General features: G+C 37.7%; 12 protein-coding genes. 6 read left to right on the plus strand and 6 right to left on the minus strand.

The genetic code is table 11. The annotated features are described in order from the left end of the window. Positions 1-108: 108 nt before the first annotated feature. The 3 genes from VB713_RS01805 to VB713_RS01815 all read right to left on the minus strand — a co-directional run bounded on the left by VB713_RS01805 (position 109) and on the right by VB713_RS01815 (position 3,030). On the minus strand, positions 109-1,518 hold the full coding sequence (locus VB713_RS01805; RefSeq protein ID WP_323309873.1) for a hypothetical protein: 1,410 nt from the start codon (positions 1,516-1,518) through the stop codon (positions 109-111). A 6-nt stretch (positions 1,519-1,524) separates the two neighbouring features. After that, on the minus strand, positions 1,525-1,665 hold the full coding sequence (locus VB713_RS01810; protein WP_323309874.1) for a hypothetical protein: 141 nt from the start codon (positions 1,663-1,665) through the stop codon (positions 1,525-1,527). Positions 1,666-1,983: 318 nt separating this feature from the next. Continuing rightward, positions 1,984-3,030 (minus strand): CHAT domain-containing protein, encoded by a 1,047-nt coding sequence (locus VB713_RS01815; protein WP_323309875.1) that lies wholly within the window; start codon positions 3,028-3,030, stop codon positions 1,984-1,986. 60 nt (positions 3,031-3,090) lie between these two features. On the opposite strand from VB713_RS01815, the gene VB713_RS01820 reads away from it, so the two are divergent. Both VB713_RS01820 and VB713_RS01825 read left to right on the plus strand, forming a co-directional pair. Continuing rightward, positions 3,091-3,471, plus strand: coding sequence for a transposase family protein (locus VB713_RS01820; RefSeq protein ID WP_323309876.1), 381 nt, complete (start codon positions 3,091-3,093; stop codon positions 3,469-3,471). Between the two features lie 29 nt (positions 3,472-3,500). After that, a complete protein-coding gene (locus VB713_RS01825; RefSeq protein ID WP_323309899.1) occupies positions 3,501-4,013 on the plus strand; it encodes a transposase family protein in 513 nt (170 codons plus the stop codon). 135 nt (positions 4,014-4,148) lie between these two features. On the opposite strand, the gene VB713_RS01830 is transcribed toward VB713_RS01825, so the two are convergent. The 3 genes from VB713_RS01830 to VB713_RS01840 form a co-directional block, all read right to left on the minus strand. Next, positions 4,149-5,423 (minus strand): tetratricopeptide repeat protein, encoded by a 1,275-nt coding sequence (locus tag VB713_RS01830; RefSeq protein ID WP_323309877.1) that lies wholly within the window; start codon positions 5,421-5,423, stop codon positions 4,149-4,151. A gap of 340 nt (positions 5,424-5,763) precedes the next feature. Next, positions 5,764-8,328: an alpha-glucan family phosphorylase gene (gene glgP / locus VB713_RS01835; protein WP_323309878.1), complete on the minus strand. Its 2,565-nt coding sequence runs from the start codon at positions 8,326-8,328 to the stop codon at positions 5,764-5,766. Between the two features lie 382 nt (positions 8,329-8,710). After that, a complete protein-coding gene (locus VB713_RS01840; RefSeq protein WP_323309879.1) occupies positions 8,711-8,965 on the minus strand; it encodes a TIGR03643 family protein in 255 nt (84 codons plus the stop codon). Positions 8,966-9,367: 402 nt separating this feature from the next. Here VB713_RS01840 and VB713_RS01845 point away from each other — a divergent pair, with 402 nt between their 5' ends. The 4 genes from VB713_RS01845 to VB713_RS01860 all read left to right on the plus strand — a co-directional run bounded on the left by VB713_RS01845 (position 9,368) and on the right by VB713_RS01860 (position 14,634). Continuing rightward, positions 9,368-9,691, plus strand: a complete 324-nt coding sequence (locus VB713_RS01845) for a hypothetical protein (protein ID WP_323309880.1) — start codon at positions 9,368-9,370, stop codon at positions 9,689-9,691. 1,150 nt (positions 9,692-10,841) lie between these two features. Next, on the plus strand, positions 10,842-11,540 hold the full coding sequence (locus VB713_RS01850; RefSeq protein WP_323309881.1) for an acyltransferase: 699 nt from the start codon (positions 10,842-10,844) through the stop codon (positions 11,538-11,540). A gap of 252 nt (positions 11,541-11,792) precedes the next feature. Further along, positions 11,793-11,909 (plus strand): photosystem II reaction center protein I, encoded by a 117-nt coding sequence (locus VB713_RS01855; RefSeq protein ID WP_323309882.1) that lies wholly within the window; start codon positions 11,793-11,795, stop codon positions 11,907-11,909. Positions 11,910-12,114: 205 nt separating this feature from the next. Then, on the plus strand, positions 12,115-14,634 hold the full coding sequence (locus VB713_RS01860; RefSeq protein ID WP_323309883.1) for a DUF3769 domain-containing protein: 2,520 nt from the start codon (positions 12,115-12,117) through the stop codon (positions 14,632-14,634). Positions 14,635-14,742: the final 108 nt, after the last annotated feature.

Below are 14,742 nucleotides of genomic sequence, written 5' to 3' on the forward strand. Positions count from 1 at the left end.
CTAAAAACCCAGATGTGTAGGGGTTTAGCAGTGCTAAACCCCTACTTATAGAATCAACTAATTAAGTTATTGTGAGTATAATTCAAATCAGCAACTCTACAATTCATATTATTTACGTTTAGTAATCAACCAACCGAAAATGATAAACAAGCAGGTAGCAATGATGCTTAAAATCAAAGATGCGTAAAAAGGATGAGGTGGATTATGAGGAGAGATAAAAGCAATCGGACGGTTAATTTTTTCAATGTTTGAAGTAACTACACCAGAAACTATCCCACCACCACCGAAGCCGATTCCTAAGATTTGAATAGTTTTTTCTAAAGAGCGATCGCTCTCAGTTTGTTCTATCTCCACTATACCACGAATTGAGTTGATAGCCTGATCTAACAACTGCGAACCATGTTGAAAATAGCCTAAATCAGCTTGAATTTGCCGTTGAAAGGTGACGCAACTTTTATTGAGGAAGTTTTCTATAAAATCTAAATTCTCACCGTTTAAACTAGATTTTATTTGTTCTAATTTATTGTTGTAATTATCTGCATTAATCGCAATTGTATTTTGAGCATCTTCTAAATTTAAGACTAAGCGGTTATATTGAAATGCTAATTTAGGAAATGCTTTTAACTGTTTTTGTAATGCTTTTAAATACTTGCTTGTCACTCCTTGAGTATTTTCTGGTTCAGGAATATTATCAACTTCAGATTCTATTTGTCGGTAAGCTGCATCTAATTGTTGATAGATAACCCGACTGTCTTGATAAGTTTTGATGATCTTATTGCGATAAAAAAATAAATCTAATAATTCTCGATAACATTGATTGAATAATTGATCAGCTTGTGCATCTGTAAATAACCAAATTAAAACTTGTTGATATTTACTAGATTGAGTTGGTAAACCATATTCAAATATCGGACTACCAAATAATTCACCTTGACGATAAAAAGGTGGAGACGTATTTTGATCAGGGAAAATTTGCTGCAAACATTCAGCGGCTATTTGTTTGCTATTATTTTTATTCTTAGCATTATTTAGCCAAGCTGTAATTAAGATAGTTTGACCGATAAATAAAGGATGTTCAGGGAAAATTAAGCAATTATTAGGGTTTAAAAGTTGGAAAAAATCAACTTCTAACTCTTCAGTATCTTGATTATTTTCTTTTTCAGGACGGCGTAAATTCAACCATAAACCATAACTGTCAGAAATTCGGAAAGGATAAGCAAACCCTTTAACTAAAATGTCTTGATTGGGATTTGGGGTAATTTTACCTTCAAAATCTACGGCATAATTATCATTAACTACTTCTGCATCATTGAGAATATCTACCTTCGTAAATTCCGGCTTTTTATTAACATCAATGCGTTGACTGAGTTTTAAATCATAGTGTAAAGTCTCTTTAACAATAGCGTCTCCACTTTCCCAGATCAAGTTTAAATCATTACCTAACTGATTACCATCAATATTTGCGCCTTTATAAAGTTGAAAAGCAAAGACATGAATATTAGGTGCATATATTTTCATAGTTAGTTATGGTTTCTGGGGTGGTGTATTTTTCTCTTGGAGTTTTTTCAATTCATCTTGTAAAACTCGGTAGCGATTTTCTACGGTGTTTTCTTGATTTTCTGGTTTAGTTTTCCCAACTTTTTCAATTTCCCTTTCTTCTAACAAAACTGCATCTCTGACATCTTCATGATCAAGATACCATTTACGGATAGTGTCCGCGACAATTTCCGGTGATTCCCCTGCTAATTTGGCGATGTTTGTTTGTAATTAATGTAAAAAATTGTTGGGTTTCCTTACCTCGTTCCCAGACTCCGGCTGGGAATGCAGTTTTTCAGGCTCTGCCTGAAGTAAAATAACATAGTAAAGGCAGACGCTATCTTTGAAGTAGAATGATACAGTAGAGGCAGAGCCTCTGTAATTCATTCCCTGTCAGAGTCAGGGAACGAGGGTGAAAATTGTTGGGTTTCCTTGCGTCAACCCAACCTACATGACTGGGGAAACTGCACAGAAACCAGCCCAAAATTCTGGTTTATTAAATGGTTGATGTTCGGGTTTATATTGATTGGATAATAATTCTATTATTTGCTGTTTTTGTTCTGCTTTCATTGCAGGTTGATTATTCAACCAATTAATGATTTGTGCTTGGGTGGCTTTGCGTAACCATTGTTGGGCTGTGTTTAATGCTAGGGTGATGTTGTGGGGATTGTTGGCGATGTTTTCATATAATTTAATCATTAAAATAGCAGTGTGAAAATCACTCACAGGCCACAAACTGCTGACAATGTTTACTGCACCGGCTTTGATGAAACCACTGGATAAACCGATATATTCATCGCTGTTATTTCTATAATCAATTACGCCGGTTTCGCAAGCAGAAAGACAAACAAGATAACATTGGGTAAGATTTAATTGCAAGATTTCTGCTAAAGTTAAGCATTTTGATAAATCAATGGCTGTTGATTCATCAACTCTCACATAGCGAGATGAGGATGTTTTTACAAGAGAAGGATTAACTTCTGAGTCAGCGAGTTGTAAAGCCGAGTTTAAAGGTGAGTTTAAATTGAAGCTACCGTGACAAGAAAAATGTAACCATTGGGAATTAATTAAGTTATTAAATGTGGCAGTTTCTTGTAAATTAGTTTTGCTGGCTTGATGATGTTTGAGGATTTGATGGGGATGGAAATTAGCTGCGATGGTTTCAACTTCGATGTTCGTAAAAGGTAAATTATTACTAGGATCTTGAATTGCAAATAGATTGCTTAATCTTGTTCTTTCTCCTTGGAGGAGAGAGTTAGAGAGAGGTTTTTTGGCAAGTTTCAAAAGTTGACAACTGGGTGCATAACTAACACCATCGGGATATTTATCAAACAAATATTCTGAGTTTGGAGACAAAGGAATGGCATGAAAAGGTAACAGATGTAAATAACGATGGGGAATAATAATGATTTTTTGGATATGGGTTGGTACTTGGGCAATTACTTGATTGATATGGAGGATTTCTGCAAGTTTGGTAAGTTGAGAATTAGACATCTCCAAAATAGTAACATTCTGTGGTAAAAGAATATAATAATTAGTTTTTAACAGGAAAATATGAGTTTAATACTGAATCACATTGAAGAGAATCATAAAGAAACACAAAGATTAATTGGTCTAGATTATGAGCAGCTACAAAAATTAATTCAAAATCTCGAACAATTACACAATGAAAAACAAGATTTACTAGAATCAAATAAAACTAGAATCATTGCAGGTGGAGGTGGTAGGAAACCTAAATTATCGCTCCCAGAACAAATAATTTTGACTTTGGTTTATCTCAGACATCTAACTACATTTCAACTTCTGGGTATTCAGTTTGGTGTAAGTGAATCTACAGCAAATAGTACATTTAATTATTGGTTGCCACTACTGAGAGAGTTATTGCCATCTAGTTTAATAGAACAAGTAAAAAAAAAGAATCTGACTATGAAGTAGTTAAAGAGATACTCACAGAGTATGAGTTAATTGTAGATAGCTATGAACAGGTCAGGGAAAGACCTGGAGACAATGAAGATCAAGAAAAATATTACTCTGGTAAAGAAAGTAAACATACATTTAAAAGTCAAATAATTATCTTGCCAGATGCCAGCGATATTGTTGATATTATAGCTGGTGAACCTGGACCAAAAAGTGATATAACTTTATTTCGAGAAAACCGCGATAACTTTGACCCAAAACAAAAATTTAAGGGAGATTTAGGTTATAAAGGAGAAGACTTAATTGACACTCCAATTAAAAAACCAAGAAATGGAAAGTTAACAACAAACCAAAAAAAAGAAAATACGGAATTTGCATCTAAACGAGTATTTGTTGAACACAGAATTCGTTCTATAAAAATATTTCGAGTTGTTCGAGAAAGATTTAGGTTAAAACCTAAAAAGTATGAACAGGTAATTTTAACAATTTGTGGATTAGTTAGATTACGAATTGGTTCACTCATATTACCAGCAGAAATAAACCCTGTACTATCAGTTTAAAATTCATGCACATAACTACATCTTTTTGCCTTATTACTATCAATAAATATCTCAAACACCTATTTTATCGTATTAACTAGCTAATCTGCAATATTTGAAAATGCAGCTTAGAAGCTAGTCACAAAGCGACTTTAACTATTTTCGGAGATGTCTATTTAACTGATTTCGCCATTTATTACGGTTGCTATAATAAAGGGTGAGATATTCATTATAAATACAGTCTACAAGTTTATTTAAATCTTCCTTGCTAGATTTCCAAATTACTGGCTTATCGGTTTGGTGAGTGATGATGAAAGCCCGAAAACAATCATTAAATATGTAAAATTGAATAATTGCGGTTTTGTCATCTAACAGATTTTGAATTTCTGGATATTGAATTGGTGTAAAAGTAATATTTTCAGAAATCAATTCTACTAAATTGCGGGTTTTACTGCGTTCAATATATTCAATAGCTTCCGGTTCTTTACCCAATGCTAAACAAACTTCCACCATTCGTCTAAAAAGTTGATTCCATTCCTCTGCTTGTTTGCGTTTACTTTCTTCCCCGGAAACTATGTCGCCACGTAAATTTTCCACAGTGTCAATGGCAGCAGCAAGGATAGACTCAGCCAGGGTAAATTCTTTTAATTCATCTTGATACAACATCCCCAAATTGAGCAAAGTTTCAGCATGGTTTTGGGGAAAATCGGTGCGGGTAAGGACTTCCAGAGATGCAGAGTAAGCCTTGATCGCCGATTCCAGATTCTCCGCTTTATCTCCCCTGATTCTGTTACAGTAGGCAACAGCTAAACTATTTTGTAAAGTTGCCCAATTTTCTGGAGATGTGTGACGGGTTAGAACTGTGGAAGTTATTTCATAGCCAGTTATGGCAATTTCCATATTATTGGCTTTGTTACCCAAAGGAAATTGCTGAATCAGATTACTAAAATTAAATATATATACGGCGATTGATTCTGCTGCATCTGGTTCTGATTCCTCTAGTGTTTTTGTTGCCCAGGCACGCAATAATTGAGCAAAATTCAGATTCAGTTTATCTGTATTCCCTGCCAGTAAGGGGTAAACTCCTTGGGGATTGCCTTGACTTTCTGCGGTTGCTTGTAATACTGCTAATAAAAATTGTAAATAGGTATCAATATCTGCCTCATTAACCGGCGTTTCTGGTTCTGAGGTATTCCCATCTAGGGGTATATTTAACGCTGCACTCAGTTGAGATGCTAAAGCCAGCAACCAGTCAGCAGTATTTTTCTGTCCTTCTTGAGTAAACATCCCTGCTACCTCTACCACCATTTCTAAAAAGCCACCATCGAGTAATTCGGTGTTAGCTGCTAATATGGCCGCTTCTTCTCCATTGGGACAACTAAGCAGTTGTTGAATTAGCTGTTGATATGCCTGGAGACGCTGTTCATCCATGAGTTAGGGGTGGTATGGGGTAGCATTTAGATGATGCTTCAATAGTATTTTCCCCCATTTCGGAAGATTTTATCCTGTTAATCCTTAAATCCTGTAAATCCTGATTCAGACAAAAAATCATCATCATTTTAGCCGGTGCGTCAGATATTGAAAATCTGTTCATTATCACCAAATCATCGAATCTGACGCACCCTACAAAAGACTGTAGAGGTGGGGGTATTAAACCCTGTCATTTACTGTCAGATCCTTCATTCCGTGAAATCCTTAAATCAGTTAAATCAGTGATAAAAAAAGCGTTGCCAACTTTCATCAGCAACGCCTAATTTTAAAGATTCAAAAACTATTCAGCCCAAGCGATTAACCTGGGTTCATAAGGACTAGAAAGGTATTGATTTTGTGGTAACACACGTAAAGATAAACCTTGCAAGCCAGAGGTTGTGTAGGTGATATCTACTGTGTAAATACCCAAACCGTGATTATCTTCTCCTTGATAATCCATTACCACTGGCACAGCGTTGACAATATCGCCATAAGCATCAATGGAACCTTGGTATAATTCCACCCGCACATCATCTTTGTTCAAAGTAGCTAAATCAACTTTGGCGTTGACAGTCACAGTTTGATTAACTTCAATGTCTGATGCTGCGGATATATCAACATCTTTGATTCTGATGTTGAACCAGTTTTCGCCTAGTTTTGCTTTCCAGGCTGCTAATTCTTTAGCTGGGGCGTAGTTATCAACTATGAGGGTGTGATAGCGATCGCTGGCTGGGAAATAAGCTCGTTGTGCATACTCCCGCACCATCCGGGCTGTATTAAAGAAAGGACAATTCAAACGAATTGCATCTTTCATTTTAGCTACCCATTGACGGGGTAAACCATCCTCATCACGGTGACTATAGAATAGAGGTACAACTTCCTTCTCTAGTAATTCATAGAGGGCGTTAGCTTCTACCTCATCCTGATAATTAGGATCTTCATAATTTTCACCATGTCCAATTGCCCAACCGGTGCGGACATAATCAGCTTCATCCCACCAGCCATCTAGTACGCTTAAATTGGGCAAGCCGTTCATAGCTGCCTTCATACCGCTAGTACCAGAAGCTTCACGGGGACGACGGGGGGTATTTAACCAGATATCACAACCTGCAACCATCAAGCGGGCGATGTGAATATCGTAGTTAGGAACAAAAACCACCTGTTTTTCTAGGCTTTGTTCGTGGATGAAGTGATTGATATCCCGAATCAATTCTTTACCGGGAATATCTTTGGGGTGGGCTTTACCCGCAATCACAAACTGCACTTTCCGGTGTTTGTTACTCAACAAAATGCGTTTGATTCTATCCAAATCACGCATCCATAAAGTAGCGCGTTTGTAGGTAGCAAAACGACGGGCAAAGCCAATGGTGAGAACGTTAGGATCAAGTACTTCTTGTGCCTGGGCGATTTCTGAAGCTGAAGCACCGCGATCGCGCAAATGTTTCACCAAATGCTCACGCACATACAACACCATATCCAAACGACAGCGTTCGTGATTGCGCCATAACTCCTCATCGGGAATAGAATCCATCCGTTCCCACAACTGATTATCTGGTGGTGCGGATGACCAATTTGGCCCAAGATAGCGATCGTACAACTCCTGAGTAGACTTCGCAACACAACTCCGAGCATGAACCCCATTAGTTATTGCTGCGATCGGCACTTCCTCTACAGGAACCTTCTGCCATAAACCTTGGAACATATGCCGTGAGACGACACCGTGCAACTGTGCCACACCATTAGAAAATGTTGCCATTTTCAAGGCCAACACCGCCATACTGAAAGGCCCAGATAAATCTCCAGTATTTTCCCTTCCCAGTCCTAAAAATTGCTCTTTAGGTAAACCAAAGATATCCGCGTAGTAACCCAAATAATACAAAACTTTGTCGGGCGCAAATAAATCAATCCCCGCTGGTACAGGAGTGTGGGTAGTAAAAATATTACTAGAAGAAACCACCTGTTTAGCTTGAGCATAACTTAAGCCTTTTTCTTGAATCAGAACGCGAATCCGTTCTAAAGCAGAAAACGCCGCATGGCCTTCATTCATGTGGTAAGCCGTGACTTCATAGCCCAAAGCTTTCAACATCTGCACACCACCGATCCCCAGCATAATTTCCTGGTGGATACGCATATCAATATCACCACCATACAGCTGATCTGTAATGTCGTGGTCATAGGCCTTGTTAGGCTCAATATTGGTATCCAGCATATACAGTGGTACTGTTCCCACTTGGACACGCCACACCCTAGCGTATACCTTGCGTCCTGGATAATCTACCGCAATCCGTAGCTCAGAACCATCAGGATTACGTTCCAAATGCAAAGGCATATTATAAAAATCATTGATGGGGTAGCGCTCTTGCTGCCAACCATCCGCATTAAGATACTGGGCAAAGTATCCTTGTTGGTAGAGTAAACCCACACCAACTAGAGGTAATCCCAAATCACTAGCAGACTTGAGGTGATCTCCTGCCAATACGCCCAAACCGCCAGAATAGACAGGTAGACAGTCTACTAGTCCAAACTCAGCCGAGAAATAAGCGTAGCATTCTTTTGGGTTCTGACCGCGTTGTTTGTGATACCAAGTCCGTTCTTGCAAATAATCTTCTAACTGACGCGCAGCGCGATCCATTTGCGCCAAAAAGCCCTCATCTTCTACGACTTCCAAAAGCCGTGCTTGGCTAATAGTACCCAGCATCAACACTGGGTTATGCCGACTAGATTCCCACAAGTCAGTATCTAGGCGACGAAATAAGTCTTTACTCTCAACATTCCAATCAAAGTGCAGATTGTATGCCAGTTTCCGCAAGGGTTCTAGTCGTTGCGGTAGTGAAGGTGAAACGTTAAATGTGCGAATTGGCTGCATAATGTAGCAAAATTTTAAATTTCAGATATGGTTATTGTTGACTGTCTTTACGCAATGTTGCCAATTCTTTATACTATGTTTGTGGATTTTTGATGACTTTGTTAAGTATTGAGAATAATTCTCTCATACTTGGCTAGACTCTACACTAAAACAAGTTTGCGGTCTATAGACTTATTTTGTATGTTACCTAAGTTTAGTAAAACTTAATTATTTACTAATCCTTGTATACAAAATATCTTGCCACTCACTTATATTTACCATTGAATCTATCAACCAATATAGTCTAATGGTTTTATGTATCGTATATATTAACTAATTGCGATAATTTTAATTATTTCTTAATGAGTAAGATTATTCTCCAATCACATTTACACATTAATATTTATGTTTTTTGATTCTGAGACTTAAACCTACCTGCAATAAACTCTCGTTTATGTAGATGCTTCGTCTGACGTTTGCTAACTCTCTCTCTCCACATATGGAAACTAGATTGCTTCATCTCTCGTTTCATTAAAGCAATGACCTGTTTCTCAAGGAGACCAAACTGAGTTTCAATAGCATCAAAAGTTGTTCTATCTTCCCATGCCATTTCAATAATACGATCTATAGTTTCAGAATCTAAGTTAGGTAGCTTCATGACTTTATTTAAATGATTTTTTAATATCTATATTAGAGGATGTTTGAAAATTTTGTCGTGTGGTATCTAATACTTGTAAATTTCCCTGAATTCCTCTTAGAAATGGTGGATTTGAAAAATTTAGCGTCCCTTTCCAAAGGGGTTTGGAGGGATCTCAATCAATTCTGATACTTTTCAAACATCTTCTTAAATAAAAACTTACAATTATCTTCAATAGTATCACGGATTTGAGCTTTAGAAGCAGAGTTTTCCAGCAAGAGTGGTAAAAATATACTGGATTTTAAAATTTATCATTTCATATTTATGGAGTATAGAAAATTTTAATTACGTTTAATCCGGATAAATCAAAACATAACTGAAGAGAAAATTATATTGCTATCTTCAAGCTTCATGTCAAAACTTATGGAAATGCCGCAACGTATATCAATTCGTTACAAAGATTCTGCATACAATACTCATGAAATCCGTTTAAAAACCTTCAGACTTGGATTCCAACTCTGGGAGGAACAAACTAAACCTAGAAAAACCGAGCTTTACGAATTTATATTGTGTTGTTTGAAACAAGTAGATCGCCAAGATCGATTTATGTTTTCTTTGCTGTTTATAGAACTAGCAGATATTATCCGTAATTCTGCAATTGAGAGAGGAATGAAAGAGATTATTATCAAAACAGCTTTTAGTGAGTTTGCTGCTGCATTGACAGATTTTGAAAGTAGTGCCAAATAATTCTTCATTAGAAATGAATGCATTTTTTATCAGGTTGCACTCAACTGTAAGTATCAAACTAGTATGTCAGAAAATTTGGAATTTCAAACCAAGCTTAGTCTAACAATTCTTAATTGACTCCACAGATAAATCTGAGAGCTTTTATTATCAAGGGAGGATTTGTCAAAAAAATACTTTGTAATTGGATACTTGGGTACAATATTATTTTTTTTAGATAAAAACAATACATTGCAGATTGAATATTTTTCTAGATTATTATCAGACATTTTGTCCAAATCACCAAAAAATATATGACAAATTATGCTTGTATTAAATATGCCATATCCCAATTGTTACAGATACCAATTATAGAGAAATAACGGATTTTTGATTAAAAATAGACCATTAAAAATAAAGTATGTTATCGTTGGTGTTAACTGTTATTTAAAGCCGTAATTTACTTTAAATTGTGATTTTATTAGCCCGTACATTTGTGTGCAACATAATGAGAGCAAAATACTTCATAAATTCGTTGCCAGACAAACGTCATAGTAGTCGGGGAAGCGCTTACTTGTTTACACCGATGGTAAACTTTAACGTGATGGCAGAAGTTGGTGATAATCCACCTTAAATTACTTATATTCAAAAAATAATAAAAATTTACTACACATTACATTATCTGCTAGATCAAAAGGTAATTGTAGTGATAAAAACCTTGATAGGTAGATATGGTTTTTTTAAAATTTAGCTTGTTCATCTTCATTTATCAGAGGATGTTTGAAAAATCTATGCTTGTATCTAGATATCCCCTAACCCTCCTTAAAAAGGGGAATAACCTGCTCAAAATCCTCCTTTTTAAGGAGCGTTACTGCATTGGGTTGTAGGAAGTGGCGTGGATTTAGGAGGATCTAAAGTTTTTGATACATCAGTCATCACTTTTCAAACATCCTCTAAGATAAGTATGGAAACCGTCTTATTAAAAGTAGTTTAGAAGACGCATAACCTTATCTATAGTTGCATAACAAGCTGGGCAATCTTTGCCGCTCAACAAAATAAAAATTGAACTAAAGCTGTAAGTTAATTAGCCATTACTAAACAGATCACAAAAGCAAACATACAAGTTTGAGCAAATTTCAATCTTGTAAAAAAATATTTGAGAGATTTTGTATTCATGATTGACCAGAATGTTTCTGCTAAATTACAGCGATTTCAAGAACTTTTGATAACTACTTTGTTAGGAGATATTCCCACAATTAGTCTAGGACCACGTCTACGAAGGTTAGTATATCGCCATATTTTTGGGGCTATGGGTGACAACGTGTATATTCAGAATGGGGTGGAATTTATCAGTACTTCTTCTATTGAACTTAGTGAAGGGGTACACATATTTAAAAATGTCCGTTTAGATGCTCAAGGACACCAAAACAATAAAATTCATTTAGGAAATCGAGTAGCAATTGAGCGCAACGTGGATATAGGCTGTATGGAAGACACTTACATACATATTGACGAGGAAACTTTCATTGGGCCTAATGTTTGTATTGCTGGGTCTGGAGATATTAAAATTGGCAAACGTTGTATGATAGCATCTCACTCTGGCATATATGCCAACAATCATAATTTTGCTAATCCTTTGTTACCCATGAGACAGCAAGGCATTACTCGTCAAGGAATTGTCATTGAGGATGACTGCTGGCTAGGACATGGAGTAACTGTATTAGATGGTGTAACTATTGGGAAAGGTAGTGTTATTGGTGCAGGCGCAGTAGTGAATAAAGATATTCCTCCTTATTCCGTTGCTGTGGGTATACCTGCACGAGTTATCAAAAGTCGAGTTACGAAGGAATTAGTGAAATTTTCTGAGCATTGACAGAATGGAGGGGGGAGTAGGGTGTCAAAATGTTTAGTTGGGAAACCTCTCGCATCCAGGAACGTCAGTATTTGTTAGATTAGTTGGATGAGCGAACAACCTCAATTCAAAATCCAAAATCCAAAATCCAAAATTGGCACGGTCAAGAGATACCTCCAAAAAGGAACCAGATATGGGTAAGATAGAGGAGCTATCTTTTCTGCGTAGCAGATTGCTGAGAACTGTTTTGTCATACCCCTGGGAGATATTTCTATGGTGACTTTAAAAATCGCTGTTTATGTTGTTGTTGCTTTCTTCGTCGGAATTTTTGTGTTTGGGTTTTTGTCGAATGATCCTGCTCGTAACCCTGGTCGTCGGGATTCAGAGTAAAAACTCAATAAATTATCCGCAACTGCTGGAAGGTGGAAGACACTAAACGCCCGAAATCTGGCGAAAAGTCTGGAAAAATGATACTGTGTCATCCTCTTGGCGGCTTACTGCAAGTCAGCAGAAGGCGAAAGTCGGAAGGCATAATGTGTACTGAATCCTTCCGGCTTAAATATCTGCCTTTTTGTTAGCTTGATTGTCCTGAGATATGCTTCATCCAGTTTTGCCACCTGATTCACCTCCCATTATCGAATATTTACGGACGGACAATTCTGTCTCTTCAGCTTTAGTTGTAGAGGCTAAGACTGATGTGCAGCAACTGGCAACTCCAGGAAATATCGAGATTTCTAATGATCTGCCAACTCCTACACAGATAAATAAAGATGACTTAGTAGTTGCTAATGAGTTATCTTCATCCCCTCAGCCAGAAATTTTACCTCCTGAACTTTCCCCTGGTGATGCTTTTGGGAAGGCTTCAGATTTAGGAACATCCTTGGGAGTTGGTGATCCCAAGAGAAAAAATTCTGATCGTGACAATAAACCAGCCGCTACACTGCCACAATTTGTTGATGAAGTTGGCAACAAAAACAGTTTATGGTTGTCTGATTCTCCAGTTGTGATCAAAAAATCAGTCCTACCACAACAGCCGAATGCTGTTACTTTACAAGAATCAGAAGGTAAGATTAATCTTTTGGGAACATCTACGGCACAGAATATGCCGAGTTCTCTGCCAGTCCAAAATATTATTGAGTTCAAACCACGTAATCCCAATAACCAACCATCAACTTCTACTACGGTAGAATTTCCCCCTCCTCCAGAATCTGTTTTACCACCAGATCAACCTTCTGGGAATACTCCACAAGTGAGACAAAGATTGGTGGAGGTGATTGCCGACCGTCAAGAATATGATGAGCAGAGGCGAATTGTGACGGCTGAAGGAAATGTGGTGGTGAGATTTGATGGTGCGGTTGTAGATGCCGATCGCTTGCAGGTAAATTTGGATAATTTAATTGCGGTGGGTGAAGGCAATGTGGCTTTAACCAGGGGTAATCAGGTGTTGCGAGGACAACGTTTTACCTATAATTTCATTCAAGATAGTGGGGAGTTGGCAAATGGCAGGGGAGAAATTTATGTCCCTACAACTCAAACAGATTTGGCTTTTTCGCCTGCTGCTACTACAGATATTACCGCAGGTGGTGTACCTAGTCGCCCACTGAGCGATCGCATTCGTGCTAATCAACCACTGTCTGGAATCAATAGTCCCGGAGGCATTGATGTTACCTTTGGTGGTCAAGCAGATGCCACAAACATCCCCCCACCCAAAACAGGTGGTGTTGTCAAACGGTTACGATTTGAAGCTGAACGCATTGATTTTTATCCGCGAGGTTGGCAAGCTGAGAATGTGCGGATTACTAATGATCCTTTTTCACCACCAGAACTAGAATTACGCGCTTCTAAAGTCACTATGACGAAAGAAGCACCTTTAATAGACAGGATTACTACCCAGCATCAACGTTTGGTATTTGACCAAAAAACTACTTTACCGATCCCAATTGATAACCAAACAATTGATCGTCGAGAGCGACAAGTGAATCCATTTATTGTCTCTCCAGGTTATGATGGCAGCAAGCGTGGTGGTTTGTTTGTGGAACGCCAGTTGACAGCGATAACTACAGATAAAACCAACTGGAGCATTACACCGCAGTTTTTTGTGCAGAAGGCGTTTACAGACAATAGTAATGTTGCAGATTTATTTGGTGTCAAGACTAAACTGAGTAGTGTTTTAAGTTCTAAAGCTACAGTTGAAGGGAAGGGAGAATTAACAAGTCTTGATCTCGGTAAATTAGAAGATAATTTGCGGGGGAGTTTGCGGTTACGTCAGTTATTGGGTGATGTTAACCCACATACATTGAATCTAGAATATAGTTACCGCGATCGCCTTTACAATGGTACTCTTGGTTTCCAAACCGTCCAGAGTAGCTTGGGTGGAGTAATTATTTCTCCAAATATCCCTTTAGGAAAAAGTGGGATTAACCTCAATTATCAAGGAGGCGCTCAGTATATTAATGCTAACACTGACCGCCAAGACTTACTAGAACCACAGCGCAAAAATGACCGCATTTCTCTAGGTCGTTTACAAGGTAGCGCATCTCTAAATAAGGGTTTCTTACTATGGCAAGGGAAACCATTAGCAGCCACTCCTACTGAGGGATTAAAATATACACCTAATCCAGTAGTACCTTACTTGCAAGCGATCGCAGGCGTAACAGGTACTACAAGTTATTATACTAGTGGCGATAATCAAAGCACCTTGATTGGTACAATCGGTGTAGTCGGCCAAATTGGTCATTTTTCTCGACCATTTTTAGACTACACCGCTTTTAATATTAGTTATTCCCAAGGTTTCAATAGCGGATTATCACCATTTTTGTTTGATCGCTCAGTTGATAATAGAGTCCTAAATGCTGGCATTTCGCAACAAATATACGGGCCATTTCGCTTAGGTTTCCAAACCTCAGTTAACCTTGATACAGGTGAAGCAAGTAGTACAGATTACATCGTAGAATATAACCGCCGCACCTATGGAATCATATTACGTTACAACCCAGTGTTAGAACTAGGTGGCTTTAGCATTCGCATTAGTGACTTTAACTGGACAGGTGGTACTGATCCATTTTCTGAAGGAGACATTAAGCCAGTTGTAAATGGTGTGCGTCAGGATAATTAATATTCGTTTGGATTAAACTGTATACTTATTTGACGATAAATAGACACGTGATATAACGCTGTAGGTGTTTAGTATTTCTAAATACTTACTGCTTCTCCATAGCAAAAT

The organism is Anabaena cylindrica UHCC 0172 (genome assembly GCF_034931625.1).
GTDB lineage: Bacteria > Cyanobacteriota > Cyanobacteriia > Cyanobacteriales > Nostocaceae > Anabaena > Anabaena cylindrica_A.

Bases quoted from the DNA above. Each gene is read 5' to 3' on its own strand.
- VB713_RS01815 (WP_323309875.1), bottom strand. From the start codon at position 3,030: ATGTCTAATTCTCAACTTACCAAACTTGCAGAAATCCTCCATATCAAT.
- VB713_RS01855 (WP_323309882.1), top strand. From the start codon at position 11,793: ATGGTGACTTTAAAAATCGCTGTTTATGTTGTTGTTGCTTTCTTCGTC.
- VB713_RS01830 (WP_323309877.1), bottom strand. From the start codon at position 5,423: ATGGATGAACAGCGTCTCCAGGCATATCAACAGCTAATTCAACAACTG.
- VB713_RS01840 (WP_323309879.1), bottom strand. From the start codon at position 8,965: ATGAAGCTACCTAACTTAGATTCTGAAACTATAGATCGTATTATTGAA.
- VB713_RS01820 (WP_323309876.1), top strand. From the start codon at position 3,091: ATGAGTTTAATACTGAATCACATTGAAGAGAATCATAAAGAAACACAA.
- VB713_RS01805 (WP_323309873.1), bottom strand. From the start codon at position 1,518: ATGAAAATATATGCACCTAATATTCATGTCTTTGCTTTTCAACTTTAT.
- glgP (WP_323309878.1), bottom strand. From the start codon at position 8,328: ATGCAGCCAATTCGCACATTTAACGTTTCACCTTCACTACCGCAACGA.
- VB713_RS01850 (WP_323309881.1), top strand. From the start codon at position 10,842: ATGATTGACCAGAATGTTTCTGCTAAATTACAGCGATTTCAAGAACTT.
- VB713_RS01845 (WP_323309880.1), top strand. From the start codon at position 9,368: ATGGAAATGCCGCAACGTATATCAATTCGTTACAAAGATTCTGCATAC.
- VB713_RS01860 (WP_323309883.1), top strand. From the start codon at position 12,115: ATGCTTCATCCAGTTTTGCCACCTGATTCACCTCCCATTATCGAATAT.